The 22,458-nt window shown below is 36.1% G+C and carries 21 protein-coding genes and 1 tRNA gene; 7 read left to right on the forward strand and 15 right to left on the reverse strand.

Going from position 1 to position 22,458, the window contains the following annotated elements; all coding sequences use genetic code 11:
- Positions 1–122: 122 nt before the first annotated feature.
- A complete protein-coding gene (locus tag AB9K32_RS07745; protein WP_369884848.1) occupies positions 123–701 on the forward strand; it encodes a PhnA domain-containing protein in 579 nt (192 codons plus the stop codon).
- On the opposite strand, the gene AB9K32_RS07750 is transcribed toward AB9K32_RS07745, so the two are convergent.
- Positions 698–2,086: a dipeptidase gene (locus AB9K32_RS07750; protein ID WP_369884849.1), complete on the reverse strand. Its 1,389-nt coding sequence runs from the start codon at positions 2,084–2,086 to the stop codon at positions 698–700. The genes AB9K32_RS07745 and AB9K32_RS07750 overlap by 4 nt on opposite strands.
- A 97-nt stretch (positions 2,087–2,183) precedes the next feature.
- Between AB9K32_RS07750 and AB9K32_RS07755 the strand changes: the two genes are divergently transcribed.
- The 5 genes from AB9K32_RS07755 (at position 2,184) to AB9K32_RS07775 (ending at position 6,206) form a co-directional block, all read left to right on the forward strand.
- Positions 2,184–2,265: transfer RNA gene (locus AB9K32_RS07755), tRNA-Leu, on the forward strand.
- Between the two features lie 464 nt (positions 2,266–2,729).
- Positions 2,730–4,448 carry a hypothetical protein gene (locus AB9K32_RS07760; protein WP_369884850.1) on the forward strand — a complete coding sequence of 573 codons (1,719 nt, stop codon included), beginning with the start codon at positions 2,730–2,732 and terminating at the stop codon, positions 4,446–4,448.
- A 5-nt stretch (positions 4,449–4,453) separates the two neighbouring features.
- Positions 4,454–4,630: a hypothetical protein gene (locus tag AB9K32_RS07765; protein WP_369884851.1), complete on the forward strand. Its 177-nt coding sequence runs from the start codon at positions 4,454–4,456 to the stop codon at positions 4,628–4,630.
- A 66-nt stretch (positions 4,631–4,696) separates the two neighbouring features.
- The gene (locus tag AB9K32_RS07770; protein WP_369884852.1) at positions 4,697–5,074 is read left to right on the forward strand and encodes a hypothetical protein; all 378 of its coding nucleotides are present in this window, start codon (positions 4,697–4,699) and stop codon (positions 5,072–5,074) included.
- Positions 5,075–5,120: 46 nt separating this feature from the next.
- The gene (locus AB9K32_RS07775) at positions 5,121–6,206 is read left to right on the forward strand and encodes a hypothetical protein (protein ID WP_369884853.1); all 1,086 of its coding nucleotides are present in this window, start codon (positions 5,121–5,123) and stop codon (positions 6,204–6,206) included.
- Here the strand turns inward: AB9K32_RS07775 and AB9K32_RS07780 are convergent.
- From AB9K32_RS07780 to AB9K32_RS07845, 14 genes are all read right to left on the reverse strand, one after another.
- On the reverse strand, positions 6,193–7,257 hold the full coding sequence (locus tag AB9K32_RS07780) for a hypothetical protein (protein WP_369884854.1): 1,065 nt from the start codon (positions 7,255–7,257) through the stop codon (positions 6,193–6,195). The genes AB9K32_RS07775 and AB9K32_RS07780 overlap by 14 nt on opposite strands.
- A gap of 13 nt (positions 7,258–7,270) precedes the next feature.
- On the reverse strand, positions 7,271–8,383 hold the full coding sequence (locus AB9K32_RS07785) for a hypothetical protein (RefSeq protein ID WP_369884855.1): 1,113 nt from the start codon (positions 8,381–8,383) through the stop codon (positions 7,271–7,273).
- Complete coding sequence (locus tag AB9K32_RS07790) at positions 8,383–9,093, reverse strand: DNA methyltransferase (protein WP_369884856.1); 711 nt, start codon at positions 9,091–9,093, stop codon at positions 8,383–8,385. Before AB9K32_RS07790 ends, AB9K32_RS07785 begins: the two co-directional genes overlap by 1 nt.
- A gap of 99 nt (positions 9,094–9,192) precedes the next feature.
- Entirely contained in the window at positions 9,193–10,011 is an 819-nt protein-coding gene (locus tag AB9K32_RS07795; protein ID WP_369884857.1) for a hypothetical protein, read from the reverse strand.
- Between the two features lie 14 nt (positions 10,012–10,025).
- On the reverse strand, positions 10,026–10,451 hold the full coding sequence (locus tag AB9K32_RS07800) for a hypothetical protein (RefSeq protein WP_369884858.1): 426 nt from the start codon (positions 10,449–10,451) through the stop codon (positions 10,026–10,028).
- A 7-nt stretch (positions 10,452–10,458) separates the two neighbouring features.
- Positions 10,459–10,860 carry a hypothetical protein gene (locus AB9K32_RS07805; protein ID WP_369884859.1) on the reverse strand — a complete coding sequence of 134 codons (402 nt, stop codon included), beginning with the start codon at positions 10,858–10,860 and terminating at the stop codon, positions 10,459–10,461.
- A gap of 5 nt (positions 10,861–10,865) precedes the next feature.
- Complete coding sequence (locus tag AB9K32_RS07810) at positions 10,866–12,563, reverse strand: restriction endonuclease subunit S (RefSeq protein ID WP_369884860.1); 1,698 nt, start codon at positions 12,561–12,563, stop codon at positions 10,866–10,868.
- Between the two features lie 54 nt (positions 12,564–12,617).
- Positions 12,618–14,048 (reverse strand): N-6 DNA methylase, encoded by a 1,431-nt coding sequence (locus AB9K32_RS07815; RefSeq protein ID WP_369884861.1) that lies wholly within the window; start codon positions 14,046–14,048, stop codon positions 12,618–12,620.
- Positions 14,045–15,247, reverse strand: a complete 1,203-nt coding sequence (locus tag AB9K32_RS07820) for a PD-(D/E)XK nuclease family protein (protein WP_369884862.1) — start codon at positions 15,245–15,247, stop codon at positions 14,045–14,047. Before AB9K32_RS07820 ends, AB9K32_RS07815 begins: the two co-directional genes overlap by 4 nt.
- The gene (gene hsdR, locus AB9K32_RS07825) at positions 15,248–17,623 is read right to left on the reverse strand and encodes an EcoAI/FtnUII family type I restriction enzme subunit R (protein WP_369884863.1); all 2,376 of its coding nucleotides are present in this window, start codon (positions 17,621–17,623) and stop codon (positions 15,248–15,250) included. It lies immediately after the preceding gene.
- A gap of 90 nt (positions 17,624–17,713) precedes the next feature.
- Positions 17,714–18,559, reverse strand: coding sequence for a hypothetical protein (locus tag AB9K32_RS07830; protein WP_369884864.1), 846 nt, complete (start codon positions 18,557–18,559; stop codon positions 17,714–17,716).
- Entirely contained in the window at positions 18,560–18,832 is a 273-nt protein-coding gene (locus AB9K32_RS07835) for a helix-turn-helix domain-containing protein (protein ID WP_369884865.1), read from the reverse strand.
- A gap of 75 nt (positions 18,833–18,907) precedes the next feature.
- On the reverse strand, positions 18,908–19,897 hold the full coding sequence (locus AB9K32_RS07840) for a hypothetical protein (RefSeq protein WP_369884866.1): 990 nt from the start codon (positions 19,895–19,897) through the stop codon (positions 18,908–18,910).
- A 103-nt stretch (positions 19,898–20,000) separates the two neighbouring features.
- A complete protein-coding gene (locus AB9K32_RS07845; protein WP_369884867.1) occupies positions 20,001–21,293 on the reverse strand; it encodes a phage integrase SAM-like domain-containing protein in 1,293 nt (430 codons plus the stop codon).
- Between the two features lie 749 nt (positions 21,294–22,042).
- Here AB9K32_RS07845 and AB9K32_RS07850 point away from each other — a divergent pair.
- Positions 22,043–22,432, forward strand: a complete 390-nt coding sequence (locus tag AB9K32_RS07850; RefSeq protein ID WP_224835562.1) for a response regulator — start codon at positions 22,043–22,045, stop codon at positions 22,430–22,432.
- Positions 22,433–22,458 lie beyond the last annotated feature (26 nt).

Below are 22,458 nucleotides of genomic sequence, written 5' to 3' on the forward strand. Positions count from 1 at the left end.
AAAAAAATTGCTCTACAAACATAGAATAAAAATTTTAATTCTACAAATGTAGAATTGTTTTATGGTGTTAAAAGGTTTTATCATCTTCTAAAAATGTTAAGTTTGCCCATAAATAATTCATTATGGGGTTAATCGACGAATTACGTGAACGAAGTGGAGGAGTTTGCGAATTGAGCGGTGTAGCGGAAGATTTAATCATTTATGAGGTTCCACCAGTTTCCACGGGAGGCTTGGATGGCAGTATTTTAATAAGTCGAATTTGTAAAGATCAAATAGAGAACCCGGAGACAACAGACCCGAATCATTGGAGGTGTTTAAACGATAGTATGTGGAGCGAACACGATGCGGTAAAAGTTGTTGCTTGGCGAATGCTCAGCCGTTTAAAATCCGAAGGCTGGCCGCAAGATCTTTTGGATATGATGTACATGGACGATGAAACTTTGGCGTGGGCGAAGGCAACTGGCGAAGGTATGTCGGACAGTGAAAAAATTATCCACAGGGACGTGAATGGCAATATTTTGGAAAATGGAGATAGTGTGGTGTTGGTGAAGGACCTGAAAGTAAAAGGGTCGAGCATGGTCGCAAAACAGGGAACCGCCGTTAGACGGATTTCCCTGGATCACGAAAATGCTGAATATATTGAAGGTAAGGTAGATGGTCAGAATATTGTGATTGTGACCAAGTACGTAAAAAAACTCTAGCCCTTCATTTCGGTATAATATTTATAAAAGTAAGGGATGGTCTCTATGCCCTTTAGAAAGTTCCATACGCCAAAATGTTCGTTGGGCGAGTGTATGGCATCGCTGTCCAGACCAAAGCCCAAAAGGATTGTTTTACTGTCAAAAACATTTTCGAACAAGGCAACGATTGGAATGCTTCCTCCCGTCCGTTGCGGTACTGGGGTTTTTCCAAAAGTGGTTTCCATGGCCTTGGATGCCGCTTGGTATCCGATACTATCGATCGGGGTAACATAGGCTTGTCCACCGTGGTGTGGTTTTACCTTTACTTTTACACTTTTTGGCGCCAGCGATTCAAAATGTTTTTGGAACAGTTCTGTAATCTCGTGCCAATCTTGATCGGGAACCAATCGCATGGATATCTTGGCATAAGCCTTGCTCGCGATTACTGTTTTTGCACCTTCGCCTGTGTAACCGCCCCAAATTCCATTGACATCCAAGGTAGGTCGGATACCGAACCTTTCCGGTGTTGAATACCCTTTTTCTCCATGTACATCGCCAATATCCAAGGATTTTTTATAGGCTTCCAGGTCAAAAGGGGCTTTGGCCATTTTGGCACGTTCTTCGTCCGAAATAACTTCGACTTTATCATAAAACCCTGGAATGGTAATATGGTTGTTCTCATCGTGGAGTTGCGCAATCATTTTGGCCAGCACATTGATAGGGTTGGGTGCAGCGCCTCCGTAGATCCCGGAATGCAGGTCCCGGTTGGCACCGGTAACTTCTACCTCGACATAACTTAGTCCTCGCAGTCCCGTGGTTATGGACGGGGTATCGTTGGCAATCATCCCAGTGTCCGAAATCAGGATAATATCGTTTTTAAGTTTTTCACTGTTTTCCTTAAGAAAATCCTCTAAACTATCGCTTCCTACTTCTTCTTCACCTTCGATCATAAACTTTACGTTACAGGGCAAAGCGTTGTTGTTGATCATATATTCAACGGCTTTCACGTGCATAAAGAACTGTCCTTTGTCGTCGCAGGCCCCACGGGCAAAAATGGCACCGTTGGGGTGTAGATCGGTGTTCTTGATCACGGGCTCGAAAGGAGGGGAATCCCAAAGATCGATTGGGTCCGGCGGTTGAACATCGTAGTGCCCATACACCAAAACAGTGGGTAAATCGGGGTCAATAATCTTGTCGCCATACACCACTGGATAACCTTTGGTCTCGCAAATTTCGGTGTTTTCGCAACCAGCGTCCTCCAATGATTTTTTTACCGCTTCCGCAGTTGCCAGAACATCTTTGGAATAAGCCGGATCCGCACTAATGGAGGGGATTTTTAGTAGGTCGATCAATTCGTTGATAAATCTGTCTTTGTTCGTGTTGATGTAATTATTTATGTCTTTCATATATGAATTAAAAAGGACCCTAAAAGTACAAAAAACAAGTTTTTAAGGGGAGTGCATTTGCAAATCGGAAAATTGATTTATATTTGCACTCCAATTCGCGGGTGTGGTGGAATTGGTAGACACGCTAGACTTAGGATCTAGTGCCGCAAGGCGTGGGGGTTCGACTCCCTTCACCCGCACTGAATAAAAGACCTATTCAATTGAAAATTAATTGTTTAGGTCTTTTTTGTTGTCAAACATTCCGAATATTTTCCGAACGAATTTTGATTCCCCAACTAATATTCTTACCAACTTTACAAATACCATTCTATTTTTAAAGCTTGAATTTATAGTACCTAGTTTAATTTTTACGTCTATCCCAGCACCTTTAAAATATCAGAGTCCTGAAATCGAATAAGAAAAATCTAAGGAGATAGTAAACCGTAAAAGTACTTGAAGGGAAAGATTTAATTAAAATTAAGTAAAAACCCCAGAATTTTTAAGGTTTTTGTGTAACCAATTGTCTTCATGAATCTTTAAATTTAACAATCAGATATTGCTTCTGTATTTCTTACCCCATTTTTCATTGGCATGAACTTAATTGATCAATCGGATAAATTGATTAATTAAGATTTATTTCTGAATAACCAACCATTATATCTATATGAAAGCCATAATCCCAGGCATTATACTAATCGTGATTTGTTTTTATTCTGGAAGGTTGAATGCCCAGTCGGGTGAAATGCCCAAGGGATTTAATTCAGCCTCGTATGAGGAAATTCTAGAAAATGGAAGCACTCTGACCGAAACTGAAAGGAAGGCTCTATTCAATAAGGAATTTACCATGGCCTTATCTGATGTGCCGACAAATTATATAGGGAATTATGCAAGTATCAATATAGGGGAAACCAAGGCATCATTCGCAGCATCCTTCGTTGGGGATGGAAGTGTTTTCGGTTTAAACCTGAGTGGTGGGACATCAGATGGAACATTAAAGTTCATAAACAATAATGAACTCAATTATAATCTTAATCTCGGAGTACAATATCATTTTATCGATGCCTCAAAAAAAATACATTTTACCCTTGACCAAGAAGATTGGGATTCCAAGCGAATGCAAAAGAGAAAATTACTTACTGACGCATCATTGAAGGAAGAGTCAATTCGTAAAGGTGAAAATTTGAAAAGCTTCCTTACCAAAAAAAACACATTGAATAGCCAGATTTCGGAAATAGATAAAAATTTAAAGTATATAAAGGTTACAAGCCTTCAGCTTGGAGATGGTAAACCAAAATCCTTAGAAGCGGAAGCAATGGTCGAGGAACTGCAATTAATTAAGCAGCAGCTTATGGATTTGGAACAATATCAAAAATTCATCAAAAAGGAAGACTCTACCTATTATTTTCGAAGGCTGAAAGCAATCCAGCAACTTGAGGACTGCTTTTCTAAAGAATGCATCAAGAAAAGATTGGCATTGCAAAATGATAAGGAAATTAAAGCGACATATCTAAGTAAAAAGAATCTTGAAGACAAACTTTCGGAATTAGAAGACAAGCTTGAAAAATTCAAAATTGAGGAACAAGAAAAGAAACTTTATGCCAAAAAGAAAGAGCTAAGTGATGAATTGAAAGAGGTTGAGGGTGAAATTACTTATTTAAAGGAAAATAAAGAATTATTAATCAGTCTGGAAGGTACAAAATTACAAAAGGCATTGGTGAAACATGATAGGGAAGCCGTTCAAACTTATGGTTCCAAATTTAATTGGTTTTCAGTAGGGACAAAGATTGGATTGAAAAGTTTTGTGCTCTATGAAGGGGAAACATCACAAGAACAAGTTAATGTCAAGGAATCTGCTAATTTAGAACTAAATCTGCAATATTCATGGCATAGCCAGAATCAATTGAAGCAGTGGAAGTCCTACCTGATCAATACAGGGATGACTATTAATTATGGGGATAATTTTAGTGCCCTAAAATCCATGACCTTGGAGGATTTATCTATCGTGTCCACCACAGGTCAGACAACAAGAACAACCTCTAATGAAACCCTTGTGTACACTGGGGATTATAGGGATGATATCGCTGGCGTTACCCTATACACGGATATGTATTATTTTTTATTCAGTGGTAACTATGCTGCATTGCATATTTATCCAACTGCTAATTTCAGCCAATTTCAAAAGCCTTTGTTCAATGCCGAGTTTGGATTATTATTGGCTTATAAAAGCCAAGAAAAGAAAGGGTCAGTGGTAAATGTGGAGCTTTTTTACTCTTTACGTGATTTGGGAAATAGAGGGAATTCAGATTTAGGTCTATTTGCAAGAAATACCATAGGGTTGAGACTTACAGTGCCAATAAAATTCAAGTATGAACCACAAAATTAAAATCAATGAACGTAGCTGAAAAAATTAACTTACTTGAGGAAAAACCATATAAGCTGACTTGTATGGAAAGTGATTATAGCGCTTCATTTAAAGAAAAGGAGGAGGCCTATGCAGCAAAGAACAGACATCAGGCAAAATATCCTTCTCATGAAGTGGTAATAACCAAAACAGTGATTGTTTAATGGAACCCAAGTAGATCTACCGATATTGTATTTAGAGTTTTGTATAATTCATGAATCTACACGACTATGGGCAATAAAACAATGGACTTCGATTATCCATTAATCATTTACAATGAAATGGTTACTACGGCAAAAAACAAATCCACAGTTGATTATGAGCATTTGATTTTGCTTACACGCAATGTTTTTACACGTGAAGAAATTGATGGAATATTGTTGGGTCATTGTATATCCGATTTGGAGATTGGTAAGCCTGAATTGTGGGTTTTGGTAAGAGAAAATGGTAGTGAGTTGCCAAGCAATGATTATTTTGAATTTTTGCTTTCTCAGCAACTAATGCTACCCGCAGAGAATAGAGAAGAGGTTTACAAGAGACAGCTCAATAAGGCATATGAATATTGGCCGAAAAGGAAAAGAACAGGAAAAAAGAAAAGGAATTTATGATGAACTCATTCATTTGCGATAGGCCCAAAGTCAATAAAGAGTAGAGATGACATTGGGAAGAAGTGAAACGATACATGACAACTGTAGAGATGTCTCTGAATTAGAATATATTTTGGAATTAAAGGGCAAGGATATCTTAAAAATGTCCCCCGAAATGCAGGAGATGATAAAAGAGGATGCATTTACCTATTGGATGGAGCATGGTTTCCCTTATCCAGAGCGTAAAGATGGTATGTTCAAAAAAGAATACGAAAGATTAGCCAAACTCAGTCCAAGAGATGTTATAAAAAATAATAACATAGTCAAACTTAATCCTACAGGATTACAGCTTGCAAATTACTTTCATCCACAGATTTGGGAAATACGAGTCAAGGATGCCTATTCTCCAATGGACCGATTTGAAGATGCCCGAATCCTTAAAAAAATAATAGATAAGTCAATATCCATTTGGCCCGAACGAAGGGTATATAACAATACCTATTTAAGAAATGCCATTCGTGTCTATAGTAAAACAAGGTCAGTAACCAATTTTAGGCCCGCTGTGGCAAAGGCAATCATTGAGACCTATTCTGGAGACCATGACCCAGTCTTGGATTTTTGTGCCGGATTTGGAGGAAGACTATTGGGATGTGCCAGTTTAAAACGTCATTATTATGGTGTCGACCCAGCTTTAGAACAATACCTGGGGAATAGGGAACTACTCAAATATTGCCGCGATAGAATGCAACTCGAGTGTACCGCGACTCTTAAGAAAGATATGGCTGAAACCCATTTGGAACAACTGGAAAGCGGTTCATTTTCTTTGGCCTTCAGTAGTCCACCCTATTTTGATTACGAACAATATGGATCTGAAGTTACGCAGAGTCATATCAGATTCCCCAATTATGAGGATTGGAAAAATGGATTTTTGAAAAAAATTGTTAATGAATCACATCGAATCATACATTCCAAAGGCTATTTGGTGCTCCATATCAAAAATGTCAGGAACTATCCGTTGGAGGAGGATTTCATGGCAATAGCAAAAAGGAAATTTCAACTTAAAAAAATTCTACAACTTCAAACCGTTTCCAGACCCTATAGGACAAATGAATCGAAAAAATTTGAACCAATTCTAATATTTAAAAAAACTTAGCGTATTGCTGTTTGCAAAGTTTTATTTGTCTTTCTATTGAGCTTTTAGGAACATTTACGTTGCCTTTTTCCTGTACTTCAAGTGCTTGATTGAAATGATTGATAGCCTCTTCCCATCTTTCAGTCATCCTATTGACTTTTCCTAATTCATAATACGCAAAGTCATAATCGGGCCTAACTTCTAAAACTTTCTCAAAATCGATAATGGTTTCCTTTAGTGTCGTCCCCCATAATTCATCTTTTTCATAGTAATATTCAAGCGCGGTTTTTCTTAGGTTCAAAGAACCTTTGTTGGAAAGGATGGCCCAATGACCGGAATTTATTTTATCTGCCTTTTCGAAATATTCACGGGCTTTTTTGAGCTCTTTCAAATAATTCTCAGGAATACTTTTGTTTTTTTCAAGTTTGTCTTGGTAACGAACGGTATCTGAAACGTACATAAAGGCCAGTCCCATCGCATTGTAGGTAATCCATCTAATCTCCTTTTGGTGGGTAATCGTGTCCTGTTTTCTACCCTTCAATGAAAACCAATTTAGAGCAGTGAGTTTTTTGAGTATTTCCTTTCCTTCTTTAATAATATCTTTTTTGTCCTTTATTGCTTTTTTGGCTTTAGATTTCTCCCTATAGGAAAGCATCATATGAACAGCCATGGATTGTATTTTTCCTGCTCTAGCAAGTAGGTTGACATAAGGATTTCTACTTTTGACAGATTCAAAAATTTCAATTGATTCCTCAATTTTCGCAGGATTGTAATAATGGTAAAGAGCGATTGCTAAAGAATAAAAAACTAAGTCCTTAAAATCCGAAGGAGCAGTATCTTTTAAGGACTCCAAAACTTCAGAAGCCTCTTCATAATCTCCCATTAAATCTTTTACTACCGCTTGGTAATATCGAGGCAAGAAAAATTTAGGGTCCAAATCAACGCTTTGATCAAATTTGGTCAATGCATCCCTTAATAATTCCTGTTTTTTGTTACCTAAATATATTCTGAAGGTATCCAATCCCAAAGAATACAATTCAAAAGCCTGGAAGTTTTCAGTGTTGACATTCATAATCGTACCTTTTTCAAGAATTTATATTGGTATGTATACGATATACCAAATCGTAAATCAATTCGTCCTCATTTCTATACCACCACATTACATGTGTGGTTTTGTTATAAGGGAAGAGCAGCTGCGATTTTTTTACAAAGATAGCACGGAAAGACATATGTTTGTTTTTCTCGTCCTTCTCTATGGAATAAGTTAGAGTATAATCTGGTTTTGACAGTCGTTTATAGAACAAAATAGCCCATTGGAGATATTTTAATTCCGATACAGCCGATTCCAATTCAACCAAATCATGTTCTTCCCAAATGTCCAAACGAATAGAACGACTTTTATCGGGAACATTGACAAAAAGGGATTTTTGACTATCCTCATATTTGGTGTTCATTGTATGAAATAGGAGCTCGAATCTTCCCTTGTATCCCGGATAACTCTTGCTTTCTTCTACTATTAGTATCTTTTTTGACCTTGAACGTTTTTTGAATAACCATCTTAAGCATATGTAAAAAAATACAAGAATCAGTAAAAAAATTGAAGTCTTATTTTTACTCAACCATTGTCCGATTTGACCAATAATTGTCAAACTGGATAATTCAGCCTCTTTGGTCTTTATTGCAGCAATTTTTTTATTCGATTTTTCTTTTATCTGGTTATAATTTTCGATTCCCTCATTATAGCGAAAGGCATCGATATGTCTTCCCGCTTGATCAAACGTTATCGAATCGAAAAATAGGTTATCCTTATTTTGCTGATTCTCTATTGCAGCCAACAGTTCAAGGCAAGCCATCTTTGTACTCAGTAATGGTTTATCCTCGAGCAACTTCAAAGACCTGCTTTTAGCAGCTTCAAAATGCTTGAAATGAATATAGATTTGAATCAACTCTAATTCAATGGAGTCCTTGCTTTTTTGTTTTATACCTTTAATGGCATTCAACTTTTCTTCGCTCAGCCAATTTTCCGGGCAATTATCAAGCTTGGTTTGTTTAATCCTTTCTAGTGCCTCCTCAAATTTCTCGAAAGCGAGTAATTCCTTTACTTCTATCAGCGTTTTTGTTTCGCATTTTTGAGGTTTTTTTTGTCCCTGAACTGTTAAAATACAAAGCAGTCCAATAAGTGTCATTAGTGCTTTCATTATTCGACAGTATTTGACGTTTTGATGACTACCCGGCCCATTGTTTCTTTAATTAATGGAAGAAGATCCCGATTAATTTCATACCCTATCCATTTTCTCCTTAAAGATTCTGCCTGCGCTATAATTGTACCTGATCCCACAAAGGGGTTTACTACTAGATCGCCAGGTTTTGAATATCTTGAAATTAAAAGCTCTGCAACCTTTGGATTCAAGGCCCCCGTGAACTTAAGGCCAAGGCTATCTTTCCTGATTTGGGAATCCGGAATATGCCATATTTTTTCCAGAAAGGTCCGACTCAATTCCTTAGAAGGACTTGGGGTAATGGTTTTGCCTTTTTTGAAAATCATGATATGTGAAAAAGGAACCCGAAAAAGAGAAACTTTAGTGCGGCTCCAGATGATGTGATCAATAAGGGTGAATCCCAATTCTTGAGCCAGAAAGGCAATATCATTTGATTTTTGCCATAAGGAACCGTTGACACGTTCATCTGTGGAAATGTTTATAAATACTCCTGAATCGCTCAATATTTGATGACCATTAAATATTACACCTTTCATGAGGTTTAAGAAACAGCCTTTTGAATTTTTTGAGGTTTGGTTCATGTTGCCGCTATATGGTGGAGACCCGATGACGACCTGAGCGCTTTTGGATTCAATGTCTCGCATGAGATCATTTGATTTCATTATAAGTTTACCATACTTAAAATCCATAACTAATTGGGAGAATTTGAATTCACCTTTCCTCTATGCTGGCATACTGTAATATACATGTTTAATCTGAAAAAAATATCAATGTTTTTTAATTCTATTTTAATCCAGGTTTAATTTTTGCCAAACCACTTCACATTCCTGTATAAATGATTCCTCGCATGGAACACAAAGGGGATTATTAATTGTCGTTTTGATTTCTGTGGCACATTTATGGCAGTGTTTTTCTTCGAAGTTAGGGTTCTTATATTGATTCCATTTTTTGAAACATGTTGGGCATAGTGGTCTTAAAGGGGAAAAGCTTTTCATGGTATTTCCACATCGAATGCAATATCCAAACCTCACATTACACCTATTTAGGATTTCGTTAAATGCCTTTTCTGAAATTTTTTTTCCATTAATAGATACATCGGTGTTTCTGATTTTCAGGACAAAAGATTGTTTAGGAATAATATTTTCCAATCTTTCTTCATCCATATTGCTATCCCCACCCAATAAAATGTCATGAATAATATAATTGAGCGTGTCCTCAAACATTAGATAGTCTTCTGCGTTTTCAATGTCGGTGCCAATTTCATAGTTGTGATTGGATGATTTAGTAAGATTCATGGTTGAGATAACAGTGTAATCTTCATTCATAAAGATTTTAGCATGGAGCTTATTTACCGCCACCAACTCTAAATTTGGTATGGTATTTAAAAATGTTCTTGTATCGTCGTTGATTCCTGATTCTGATGTTGAAGCGTCCTTAGTTCTATAAATAATGCATTTTTTCACTTCTCCGGGGATTTTTTTAAAGGCCTTAATCATATCATCATCTAAAGAAATATATGGTGATACAATAAACAAGAAATTTTCAGCATCAGTAATTGTTCGCTCTATACTATGTCTTAAATCTCGTCCTGTAACTATTTCTGGCATTATTTATTGAGTTTTTATATTTCATTGTTCCATTCTGGTAATTTCCCATGAATGTTTAAATAATTTGAAAGCAATCCATTTTCTATAGGTCTAGGAAAATCTTGGTTATACCTACCAAAGGTTACATACCATTTAATAATAATTAATTCAATATCGCTCTCTATCATCTTTTTGGGCCAAGAACGTCTTCTAGGCTCACCAAATTGTTTTCCACTTACTAGTCTGCCCTTAATGCCATCTTTTCGATGAATAATCTCTCCATTTGTGCCTTCTCTCCCAGAAATACCTATATAAACCAAGTTACTCTCGCTTACTTTCTCCTTGTAAATTAAATAAACACCACTGCTATGTTTTGGTGCGTTACACTGATTATTTAAATTATCACTTACATTGAATGTAAATTCACCTCGCTCGATATAAATATTCAGTGAGTTGTACATGGAAAACTTAACTGATCTTACCCCATTTATTTAAAAACATACCAGCTCTATTTACTGGAGCCATAGTTACAATTCCTCTAGTGTTATACTGTTTGTGGAATTTCCGGATTTCATCTGGGAACAAAATATAATAATCAGGTTGTTCTTCTAGATTCAGATTGACTAATATGTATATAACATTTTTCTTTATTTGATTTTCCATGAGAGGCCATCCAACAGATTTTTTACTTCGTATTGTTTTCACTTGTATTTGAAATGCCTTACCATTTTTCTCAGCAAGAATATCAATAGCTTTTGCATTTCCGATTGTAAGACCTACGCTAAAGCCTCTTCGATATAGTTCTGCGGCAACGAAATACTCGCCAGATAATCCACTGCTATTTCGTGGAAGATTTTCATTGTCAGCCATATTTTCTAATTAAAAACCTCCCTCAAACAACTTTGCAAGAGTTGCTCTATTTGGGTTTGGCTGTTTTCTATGTTTTCTTCTAAACTATCGCATAAGGCCATTAAACTATTGACCTGTTTTACAATGGCTTTTTGTTCTTCGAGAGGAGCTAATGGGAAGGGAATTAATTTTAACTTACCAGCCTTGATTCCTGTAGCGGTCATTCCAGTTGCTTTGTCTAAAATCAGCTCTTGGACTAAACGACTCATTAGACAATACATTAAATATTTCTTGTCTAATTCTGAAGTATAAGGCTGTAATGTTATTATTCTTTGCGCTAAACCTACTCTCTCGTCAAGCTCAAGTTGACATACATTACCTAAAGGTGCTTCAGTGGTGAAAAGTAAATCACCTTTTTCAGGAAATCCTCTAGTCATCCAGTTATTATACTCATCTTCACTCATAAATTCCTCTGGTTCAATTTTTAAAAAACCTGGCCTTACATTTTTGGCAGTTAACAATCTAATACCAGAAGATATTTTTTTAGGTGTCTTTCCTCGATAATCAATAAATTTAAGTCCATAATTTAACCTACACCAAACCCACCCTTCAGGTAGGTTATAAGGTTTTTCGTGGGCTTCTATGGGTGGTAAGGGTTTTTCTTTTTTGATTTTCTTTTGGGCAATGAGCTCTTGTTTTTCAGTTTGGATGCGTTTTAAGAGTTCTGATGCTGGTTCATTATTCGGGTTTTGTGAACGCCATTTGGTAGTTAGTTTTCCTTGAACGGCTAATTGCAATATGGTTTCTCGTAGTTGTTTTATGGTCTCTTTTTCGGTAAAGAACTCGGTAAAATGGGTTTGTAAAAATTGCCACTCTTGGTTAAGGTTGACTGTTTGAGACAAACGTTGTAATGCCGAGGTTACAAAATCTTCTTTGAGTTGTATGCTGGTTTTGGTTTGTTCTACCAATTGCTCAACTTCTTTGAACAATTCATTGACAATGGCTACAATGGCTTTTTGTTCTTCGAGTGGTGGAAGAGCATAAATTGCGTTTATTGCCTTGTCAGTTCCCATTCTCGGTAAATTCATACCATGAGTAGAATCATTTGCATAGGAAATGAAATTTGGATTCTTTAGATACCATCTTAAATATTCAGGCGAACAATCTGCGTGTGAATTAATGGGAATCATTTCTGTGGTGCATACACCGTCCTCATCAGCAACAATCACCTTATCTAAATATGGTCGTAATTTTCCATAAATAACATCTCCTTTTTGAAATATCGATTTAGTGCTCTTAAATTGTCGTTCATTAAATCTTACTTTTTTCAAAAGCTTTGAAGTAGATTTTTCGACGTCTTCAAGCTCTAAAACCCATGTGTCATTTTCAACTTTGGTTTTTTCCGCCTTAAATTTTGTACCATATGTAACTGCTTTACCTAACCTACACCAAACCCAACCATCTGGTAATTCATAGGGTTTTTCTTGATCTTCTATTGGTGGTAAAGGCTTTTCCTTTTTAATTTTCTTTTCAGCAATAAGACCTCTCTTTTCTTCCTTAATTTTTTCTAACAATTTTGAAGCCGATTCTACATTAGGATTTACTTGTCGCCAGTTTTCGGTCAGCTTTCCTTGTATGGCCAATTGCAGTATTAAGCCTTTTAGTTCTTCGGCATTTCGTGGATGCTTGGTTAGAGTTTTAAAATGTTGTAAGAGGTGTTTCATATAGCTCATTCTTTGAGACCTCTCGACTGCGCTCGAGGTGACAAAGGGTAGTTTTTAGTTTAAGGCTTCGTTTAAAACATCCATTATTTTTTGTTGGATGCTGTTTATGCTTTTTTCGGTTTGGTTATATTGTTTCAAAATAACTTCTGGTGAAGCTAAATCATCAACTTCCTGATGTGGGTTTTTAATATCCAGATTATAGTTTCGGGCAATAATGTCTTCCACAGATACCTTCCAAGCGTATTTGTTTTCTTCGCGATTGTTCCACCATTGCTTTTCTAAATCGAACTCCTGAATGTGAATCGGCTTGGTTTTGTTATAGCTTTTGACACCTTCGGGATACGGATGTTCAAAATACCAGACCTCTTTGGTGGGTGTGCCTTTTTCAAAAAACAATAGATTGGTTTTAATGCCCGTGTATGGGTTAAATACCCCATTTGGTAAACGTACTATGGTATGCAGGTTGCAACGCTCCAGCAATTCCTGTTTGAGTCTAGTTTTTACACCCTCACCAAACAAGGTGCCATCTGGTAAGACCACAGCAGCACGACCATTAGCTTTTAAGAGTTTTATAATCAATGCCAAGAATAAGTCCGCCGTTTCCTTGGTCCTGAACTTGCTTGGGAAATTGGTTTCGGTACCGTCTTCCTCAACACCACCAAAGGGTGGATTGGTCAAAATCACATCTACCTTGTCCTTGCTGCCCCAATCGGCATAGGGTTTGTTTAAATAGTTACCACGGTTTACGGCTGGTAAATCAAAACCATGCAACATGAGGTTAGTGGTACACAACAAATGCGGTAAGGGTTTTTTCTCAATACCTCTAATGGCATTTTGTAAGACCTCACGGTCTTTTGGGTTTTTTACCTGATTTCGCATAAAATCAATGGTGCAGGTTAAAAAACCACCAGTACCACAGGCTGGGTCTAATACGGTTTCACCCAATTGGGGATTGATAATATCTACCATAAACTGGGTTACGGCTCGTGGTGTGTAGTACTCACCAGAACTACCCGCAGATTGTAGTTCTTTTAATATAGTTTCGTAGATGTCATTGAACAAATGTCGGTCTTCAGAACTGTTAAAATCTATATTATCAATCTCATTAATCACCTGACGGAACAGCGTTCCGTTTTTCATATAGTTATACGTATCCTCAAATACCGAACGGATGATTTTAGCTTGTGGACTTATGGTAATGTCCAAGTCTTTCAAGGTGGGGAACAATTCGTTATTGATAAAGTCCATTAGGGCATCCCCTGTTAAGCCTTCGTCATCTTCTGCCCAGTTGCTCCATTTAAGGTTTTCGGGAATAGGGCTTTCGTAATCATCAATTGTGATTTCCCATTCCTCTTCCTTATCGGCAAATATTTTCATAAACAGCATCCAGACCATTTGCGAGATACGTTGTGCATCACCGTCAACTCCTGTGTCTTTTCGCATGATATCGCGAATGCCTTTTATGTTGGTTGTTATGTTACTCATAGATTGTTTATTCCTTCCTTTAGTTTTAATAACTCTGCTTTATGTTTTAAAAGCTGTTCTTCCACTTTAAAGACCACAGGCTTAATATCCTCAATAAATTTGTCTAGTTTACGTTCTTGCGCTTCATCCTCTTCAAGAATGAATGTTTCCAAATTCCAATTTAATGTTTTACTAAAATGACATTTCCACTTGGCTCCTAAATTTTCCTTGGCACCCTCCAACTCACCTATTATCTCAACTAAGCGTTTATCGTAATCAAAATAATCTTTAGGAGCTGAGACAATCGACCGAAACGAAAGTCTCGTTTTATTGTTAAAGTCAAACTCAAATAAGAAAGCCTCCTTGTTTGGCCAACCATTAGCTCTATTGTATTTAAGAATTAAAGGCTCTAAATTTGGTGGTACAAACCGAACATACCCCTTGTTCTTGGAACCTAGCACCCACCCTTGTTCAATTACTTTTTTATTGAGAATTGTGGCAAAATCATCCCAAATATCTGGTTTGTTCTCGAACACAAAATCAAAAAAGTTTTTATGGTTCTTGTATAGTTGTCTTGCCCAATTATTGGAATCGTCATTGTTCATTACATTCTGTCTTAAAATGGTCAAATAATCTTGAATATATTGTAAGGCTGTAGCCTTAATATGTTCCGATCTGTTATCAATAATACTCTCCAATATTTCTGAGATTCTCTTATAGGAATAGGAGATATAAGTATTGCTGTCTGAAGCGTCGAATCCTGATGGACTAAGAAACACAAAACATTTCTTTTTATTTGGAAAATTATGGTTTACAATCTTGCTATACTTTGATAGCTGACCTTCACTTTCACCTGACCACATTTTATTTTCAATGCAGACTACAAAATTGTCAGTAATAATAAGAATATCTATGTTCTTCCATTCTCGTCTGACTTCTACCTTTGAAATATTAAGATTGCTCAGTTCTATTATTGAAATACCAACAGCACGTTCATCTATTAGAATATCTTGTAATACCCTTTGTAGAAACAAATCGTTTAAACCATGTGATTCGTTAGGGTCTAACAACCATCCTAAAAAGTTGGAGTGTCTAATTTCATAATCACTAACCCCAAGAATTTTAAAGATATTTGGTTCCTTAGTTCTAAGTAGTAGCCTATCATAAAGATTATCTGAAAGAAGTTCTTTGTATTGTTTTTCCCTGTCTAAAATATCCATTTAAGCTCCTTCTTTATAAATCTCATCCTCTAAATCCTTAATCGCCTGTTCAAAATCTTTGTTTTTACCAAAAGCCCTTACCAATTCAACTGGTGACCCCATTTGATTTAAAGGTTGTACATGCAAAACAGAACCTTTTTCTATTGATAAAATCCCCTCTTCCTCGTATTTATCTAAAAGTGAAAGTAAAATACGTTGCGCAGTATCACCGTATTTGGTAAAGTAATCACGTTTACGAACGTTGTTAGCACGTTCTTTTCTAGTTAAAGGTGGTTTATCGTATGCAACGTGGCAAATTAGGTCGAAAGGGTCCATGTTACTGCCAATTTCTTCTTTTAGAGCTTCTATTAGTACGCCATTTTCAGCCAATTCTGCCATCAATTCTTCTTTACTCTCTGTAGTTTTCCATTTTCTTGTAAAATCATTTATGGATTTATACTCAGTAGTAATATTCGATTTAGTGTAGTCCTTTAAGGTCTCAGTAATCAGTTTACCATCTTTTCCATAATATTGAACACGCTCATTTGCAACTGAAACTTTTATATTATTGACATAATATTTTTTGACCACTTCCTCTTCTTCATCATTAAAGGTTATGTCCGGTGTGATTGGCTGAACAAAATCACCTAAAATGTCATCTTTAGGAAAATTGTCATCGGTTTCTTCTACATCTGGAGGTACAACTGTTTCACTTTCATCAGGTTCATATATTTGGACTGGGTCACCATCAAAATCTGGATCAGCAAATAAATTGGTTGCCTTCCTAAAATCCATAATGGTAAAATAAACCTTCCCATCTGCTTCTCTAATTCTGGTACCTCTTCCAACTATCTGTTTAAATTCAGTCATAGAGCCAATATTAGCTTCCAGAACAATGAATTTCACCATTTTGGTATCAATACCTGTTGTAAGCATTTTTGAGGTAGTAGCAATCACCGGAAAGCGTTCCTCTACGTCTGTGAAATTATCAAGCTCCTGTTTGCCGATATCATCATCTCCTGTAATCTTAACACAGTAATTCCAATGCTTGGCTACTAAATCGGCATTTTCATTAATCAAGGCCTGTCGCATTCTGTTTGCATGATCAATATCTGTGCAGAAAACAATGGTTTTAGCAAATCGATCCGTAGCCTTAAGGTATTCTGTGATTTTTTTTGCAACCTCGATTGTCCTTTCATCAATGACCAAGTGTTTATCATAGTCTTTGAGGTTGTAAATACGATCCTCAACCTCATGGCCATACTTGTCAATTAAACCCGAGGTTGGTCGCCAACCTTCATCAACATTCATACTTATACGAACCACCTTATAGGGGGCTAAAAACCCGTCATCAATACCTTGCTTCAATGAGTATGTATAAACTGGTTCACCAAAGTATTCCATATTGGAAACATCCTTGGTTTCTTTGGGAGTAGCTGTTAATCCTATTTGGGTTGCACCATTAAAATAATCCAATATCTCTCGCCATGCGGAGGCTTCTGAAGCTGACCCTCGATGACACTCATCAATTACGACCAAATCGAAAAAGTCTCGACTAAACTCTTTGTAAGCATTTTTGGATTCTTCATTTCCAGTTAAACCTTGATATAAGGCAAAGTAGACTTGATAAGATTTATCAATCTTTCGGTTTTTGATGATATGCATTATATCATTACCGAACGGCGAAAAGTCTCCATTTTTGGTTTGCGTCAACAACGCATTACGATCTGCTAAAAATAGTATTCGCTTTTTGATGCCATTTTTCCAAAGTCGCCAAATAATATTAAAGGCAGTGTAGGTTTTACCAGTACCCGTGGCCATAACCAACAAAATTCGGTTTTGGCCTTTAGCTATGGCTTCGACCGTTCTATTGGTTGCATTTTGCTGATAGTAACGAGGAGACATGCCACTGTCATCAAGGTAGTAGTCTTGTGTTATGACTTGTTGAATCTCGGGTTTGTCAAGGCCTTCTTTTTGACTATATAAGCTCCATAGATGTTCAGGTGATGGAAAATCCTCTAGACTTATTTCTTGTTCAACCGGACCAGATGTTTTTGTTTTATCATGAAACACGAAGGAATCTCCATTCGAAGTAAAAACAAAAGGTATTTGCAAAATCTCAGAATACTCTATTGCTTGTTGCATACCATCACCAACTTTGTGCTTATTATCTTTCGCTTCAATAATAGCAATTGGAATATTTGGTTTGTAGAAGAGAATATAATCTGCTCGTTTCCTTTTACCTCGCGTATATAGTTTTCCTTGAACTATAATTCGACCATCCGTAAATGAGACTTCTTCTCTAACTTGCGAACGCATATTCCATCCAGCTTTCTGTATTGCAGGATTGATATACTTACTGCATATATCTCTTTCAGATAGGCCTTTTTTGTTCATGGTTAGGTTTGATGAATTCTATCCTAATGGATTAAATATTCCTTAAAAATACCATGTTTTTTGAAAGAAAGGTCTTTAAATAGGTCTATTTCAACCTTGCTTTTTTTTGTTACCTACTGAGAACATATCTTTAATTGTGATTATAGGACTCTCTTCAATCACGATACCTTTCTTACTTTGATAGATTGCTCCATATATTAAAACGTCATTTATTTCATCAGAATATTGTACGTCCCATACGCCTGGATATTCTAGTCTTTGAACTCTCTTTTGCTCTATCAAACCAAGAGCTATAAGCTTCTTTTTAAAGTGCTTGCCGCTGTTTTTATTACAGGCACTGATCAATTCAGTATCTTTGAGAATCCTGTGAAAGGACAGATTGGAGATTGTGCAAGTTGAACGGTAATTGTTTAGTAATTCCCGTAAGGTGGTACCTTTACGATTTAAACTTTTCCATAACCTATAATCGCTTTTTGATAAAGACCTATTTTGGGAACATGTTCTCAGTACCTCTATCCGTCTTGCTTTTTTTCCAATCTGCCTCTCTTGTGTTCTTATTCTGGAATTTACCCTGACATAAGCAGAGTATGTTTTCGTATCGACAAATTTGTTATAAACCATGATGGGAATCAGTTTCAACCTTTCCAATTTAGGTAGATTGTTGCTGCTCCATTTTCTACTTCTAACCGCAATGTTTCCGTTTTGGTGAATATTAACCAATCCAATATCAATCAGTTTGGGGAGATGCTTCTTAATTATGGTGCGAGAAAGACCTGTGGTTTTATTAATTGTTCCGATAGTACCATTTTTGCCAATCTTTTTAATTGTTTCATTGGACTTATAGGCCCTTAATGTTGCTAAAAAAGCAATTAGGCTATCTCCTCCCTCATTGAAAAGATAATCGTACTCTATATTGGTTAGATGCACACGTACCATCTAGACTTCTATAAGGGCGGATTCGATTTCACTTCGCTTATAATATACTTTACCAGAAAGGCCATAACTTTTCAGTTTGCCTTTTTTTGTCCAATGATAAAGTGTGCTGAGGTTGATTTTAAGCAGCTCTGCTGTTTCTGACCTAGTTAAGAGCTCTTCGGGTGTTTTAGGCTGAAAACTCTCTTTAAGTTCGTCTAATTGCTTTTTAACATCTTGGTTGATGTCGTTTCTTAACTCTTGTGGTGTTAAACCGATAAACTGTATTTGATTCATGACCTTTATTTTTAGTTGGTCAAAAATCAATTATTAAGAAGCTAGGGGAGTGCCCTAAAAATACCCCTAGTGTATTTAATTTAATTCTTTAAGGTAGTTTTTGACAGATTCTGTATGAGTGTGTGAAGTGAATTTTCCTCTGTCTTGAGATTCGCTGTTTAGAACCGCAAAGTTTCCACTTATGGTTCTAGGGTGGGTGTCAAGTAAGTCTGCAGTTACTCGGTACATGAGAGTTTTGGTTTGTTGATTGAATAGATTTTTATATCCAAGCTCAAAAAGTAGGGCAATCAAGTATGGTCGTGAAACTTTTTTTCCTGAATTCATGCGAGTAACAATCATTGTGACAATTTTATCCTTGTTGTTGGGGCTAAGTTCCTTTATCGTTGGTAATTCGTAAAAACCAATGTTTTTAAGTAATTCTACTTTTTCAGAATTTATGACTTTTACTTTTGGTTTAGAATTTGCTTTAAGTTGATGAATTTCTCCAAGGTAAATTTTAAGCTCCTCAATGAAATCATAGAGTTTGTTGTTAACTTCTATGCTACGACTTAAATAAGATATGCACCCCTCAACAATACCTATTTTCAGTTCAAGGTTGTTTCTGTGTTTTTTTATGTTCCGCCAGAATAGAGAACGGTATTTCATTTCCCATTCGTCAAAATCTTTACGGAATAGTGAAAGTCCGTTCTCTCGGTCTCGGTAGGCTGCATTAAATTTTGGAGAGGGTCGAATTACCTCACTTGCAATAACTTCTTTAACGAAGGGTACAATATCTATTTCTATAAGCTTCTTTTTTTCGAATATATGTTCGTGATTTTTTTTATCAGATACTTCAAGCTCTTTTGTTGGTATAGAGTCTGATAAGATAAATCTATTGATTCCGTTTCGTTTTATAGGGACTTGATATAAGTCGAGGTGCAGAGCCAAATGAAAGAATAACGGGTGAGTGTAACAGGAGTTAATACTTGAGTGATTATTGTTTTTTACAAACTCTGATAATTTTTCTAATTCGATAAGGATAAACTCTTTATTAGTTCCTAATAAGTGGCGATTGATTTTTGACATCTTATAAGCCTTGTTGCTATAGTGAATTTGATTGTATCTTATTTTTTTCTCGCGCGCGCGACGCGTAGTTGTCAGGAAATTGTAAAATGAATTGTTTTTGTTGCTATTTAATTGCTTCTCGTACTACGATTAAATTTGATTCTTTTGAAGCCTTTTGCTTTTGCACTTCAATATATTTTATCCACTCATCCTTGTAGTCAGTCCCTTTTTTGCCAATGTATTTTAAAAAGCTTTTTTCCGTGGAATGTCCAGTTACTTGCATTATGATTGGGGTTGGTATTTTTCCATACAAATTAGAGCAATATGATCTTCGGCAAACATGACTGGCCAATAATTTCCATTTAGGATGTGTCCCTAATTTCTTTCTGTTGGTTTTGGGGTCATTCAAAATACCTTTGGTAGGCTCGTCAATACCTGCTTTTTCTGAAATGGTTTTAATGTGCTCATTAAATTTTGCCAGAGATATTTTTCTTGGCCATCCCAATTCTAGAATTTCCTCTGCTTCTGGTAGAATTGGTATTGTAACGGTTTTGGCGGTTTTCTGCTGTTTAATTTCAAAGTATTTAAAGCCATCAACTTCTTTGAGGTTACTATTTGTGAGACTTAAAAGGTCATTACCTCTCTGTCCAATCCAGCACCCTAATAAAAGCCATTTTCGAGCATTTATTTGTCCCTCATGAATAAGATGTGCAGTCTTTATCTTTTCAAGTTCCAGAGGTGTCAAGTAAATAATGTAATCATTCTTTATCTGCTTTAAATTAATTTGTTTTAACTGAGGTGAGGTCTTTATGCCATTTAGTCCTGCATCATAGCACACTGTTTTTAGGTTTCCCATCATCCGTTGTGCATAACCGATACTATAATTTTTCTTTTTAAGCATAAATGATAGAAAAGCTTTTCCCATGGCGATATCCACTTCACTGACTTTCACCTGGATTTTGCCTTCAAACTCTTCCCAAATACGTTTTAAAGCTCTGTAATCGTTTTTTCTGCTATTGCTAAGGCCAAAACCGCCTTTCTGATTTTCTCGCACCTCAGCATTGTCAATTAAGCTTTGAATTGCCTTAATAACCATTGGGCTTTTGCCAATCTGTGTTATGCGATCAAAAAAGATATCTATCTGCTTTTGTAGCCACTCGCTGCTTATAGGTTGATTTTTACTTAAACTCTCATTATAGGCGTCCAAAACATGACTCTTTAATTTGAGTAATTCGGAAGCTATTTTCTTGTTCTCAGCTAAGGTCTGTTTTGGTAGTGCTTTGTCCTTGCTCCATTGCTTTTGTTGGATTACAAGGCCTGTTTTTCTCTCATACTTATTTCTACGGTCAATACTGAATGCAAGAGATATGGATTTAACATCCTTTGAGCCCCTTAAGAAGTACTTAATAGTTGCCATATTACTTTCTTTTGAACTTCGGTGATTTAGACTTTCAAAGACAATTTTCCGAACATTTTCCGAACCAAAGTAATATTTTATCCAATTCTAATCAATCATAATCAAGAATAATATTGTCTTAATCATGTTCAAAGTCATTGTAAATGATGAGTTTATCTTTGAAATAGTAGAGGTTTTAAGGGAGTTGTAGATTGTGGGGTTTATGCTCCCTTCACCCGCACTGAAAGCTCTTCGATTTTCGAGGAGCTTTTTTTTGTTCGGACTTGTTTTAGTGTTTGTCCTTGCATTCTACCAACCATTCATCTTCTAATCCATTACGTAAAATAATGGACATTCTTGATCCTTTTAGTTTTGGATTGTTATGTATTATGGCCATCAATTCTTCCTTTGGTTAATCAGAAGAAAAACACATTATATTGAAAGAAAAAACTAATAGCTAAGTTAAATAAGCCAATAATTATGAATCTTTTAATTATCAGGTTCAAAATCAGTTATGGTTGTCGGGAAATATTTTAATTATTGAATTTTTGTTAAAATAAAAGAATAATCATAAATTTATCTTAAACGACCTTTTGTTTAAAGATCCCCAACTGAAAACTGACAAATTATACGAAAAAGCAGTGGAGGTGGTGTTTTTGATTGAATTTTTGCAATAAAATAATACCATAACAGTTTTAATTACTGTAAATTATTGATATTTGTCAATTTTTATATCGAAACCTTAACTAGATTAATTGACCAATTGCGCTATGTACAAAGAAATTTATTTAGTCGACGATGAAGATCTCGTAAATACGGTGAATGCGATTCACTTTAGAAGAATGGGTATGGAGGATAAGGTGAAAAGCTTTACCAACCCGGAATTGGCACTGGATGACCTTAGATTCAGAGATGATCAAAATACAAGGACCCTAATCTTGTTGGATATCAATATGCCCGAAATGAGCGGGTTTGAGTTTTTGGAGTTTATGATGTTGGAAGATTTTCCAGAATCCAATGAGGTACTTTTAGTAACATCTTCTGAGTCCGATTCTGATAAGGACGAAGCCAAAAAATATGAAAAATACGTAAAGGAGTTTATAACCAAGCCACTAAAAATTGAGCATTTGGAGGAATATCTCCAAAGCGCGAACAAATAATATCGTTCTCAATAATATCTTTTTAT

Source organism: Allomuricauda sp. XS_ASV26 (assembly GCF_041224615.1).
GTDB lineage: Bacteria > Bacteroidota > Bacteroidia > Flavobacteriales > Flavobacteriaceae > Flagellimonas > Flagellimonas alginolytica.

Bases quoted from the DNA above. Each gene is read 5' to 3' on its own strand.
- AB9K32_RS07745 (WP_369884848.1), top strand. From the start codon at position 123: ATGGGGTTAATCGACGAATTACGTGAACGAAGTGGAGGAGTTTGCGAA.
- AB9K32_RS07750 (WP_369884849.1), bottom strand. From the start codon at position 2,086: ATGAAAGACATAAATAATTACATCAACACGAACAAAGACAGATTTATC.
- AB9K32_RS07760 (WP_369884850.1), top strand. From the start codon at position 2,730: ATGAAAGCCATAATCCCAGGCATTATACTAATCGTGATTTGTTTTTAT.
- AB9K32_RS07765 (WP_369884851.1), top strand. From the start codon at position 4,454: ATGAACGTAGCTGAAAAAATTAACTTACTTGAGGAAAAACCATATAAG.
- AB9K32_RS07770 (WP_369884852.1), top strand. From the start codon at position 4,697: ATGGGCAATAAAACAATGGACTTCGATTATCCATTAATCATTTACAAT.
- AB9K32_RS07775 (WP_369884853.1), top strand. From the start codon at position 5,121: ATGACATTGGGAAGAAGTGAAACGATACATGACAACTGTAGAGATGTC.
- AB9K32_RS07780 (WP_369884854.1), bottom strand. From the start codon at position 7,257: ATGAATGTCAACACTGAAAACTTCCAGGCTTTTGAATTGTATTCTTTG.
- AB9K32_RS07785 (WP_369884855.1), bottom strand. From the start codon at position 8,383: ATGAAAGCACTAATGACACTTATTGGACTGCTTTGTATTTTAACAGTT.
- AB9K32_RS07790 (WP_369884856.1), bottom strand. From the start codon at position 9,093: ATGGATTTTAAGTATGGTAAACTTATAATGAAATCAAATGATCTCATG.
- AB9K32_RS07795 (WP_369884857.1), bottom strand. From the start codon at position 10,011: ATGCCAGAAATAGTTACAGGACGAGATTTAAGACATAGTATAGAGCGA.
- AB9K32_RS07800 (WP_369884858.1), bottom strand. From the start codon at position 10,451: ATGTACAACTCACTGAATATTTATATCGAGCGAGGTGAATTTACATTC.
- AB9K32_RS07805 (WP_369884859.1), bottom strand. From the start codon at position 10,860: ATGGCTGACAATGAAAATCTTCCACGAAATAGCAGTGGATTATCTGGC.
- AB9K32_RS07810 (WP_369884860.1), bottom strand. From the start codon at position 12,563: ATGAAACACCTCTTACAACATTTTAAAACTCTAACCAAGCATCCACGA.
- AB9K32_RS07815 (WP_369884861.1), bottom strand. From the start codon at position 14,048: ATGAGTAACATAACAACCAACATAAAAGGCATTCGCGATATCATGCGA.
- AB9K32_RS07820 (WP_369884862.1), bottom strand. From the start codon at position 15,247: ATGGATATTTTAGACAGGGAAAAACAATACAAAGAACTTCTTTCAGAT.
- hsdR (WP_369884863.1), bottom strand. From the start codon at position 17,623: ATGAACAAAAAAGGCCTATCTGAAAGAGATATATGCAGTAAGTATATC.
- AB9K32_RS07830 (WP_369884864.1), bottom strand. From the start codon at position 18,559: ATGGTACGTGTGCATCTAACCAATATAGAGTACGATTATCTTTTCAAT.
- AB9K32_RS07835 (WP_369884865.1), bottom strand. From the start codon at position 18,832: ATGAATCAAATACAGTTTATCGGTTTAACACCACAAGAGTTAAGAAAC.
- AB9K32_RS07840 (WP_369884866.1), bottom strand. From the start codon at position 19,897: ATGTCAAAAATCAATCGCCACTTATTAGGAACTAATAAAGAGTTTATC.
- AB9K32_RS07845 (WP_369884867.1), bottom strand. From the start codon at position 21,293: ATGGCAACTATTAAGTACTTCTTAAGGGGCTCAAAGGATGTTAAATCC.
- AB9K32_RS07850 (WP_224835562.1), top strand. From the start codon at position 22,043: ATGTACAAAGAAATTTATTTAGTCGACGATGAAGATCTCGTAAATACG.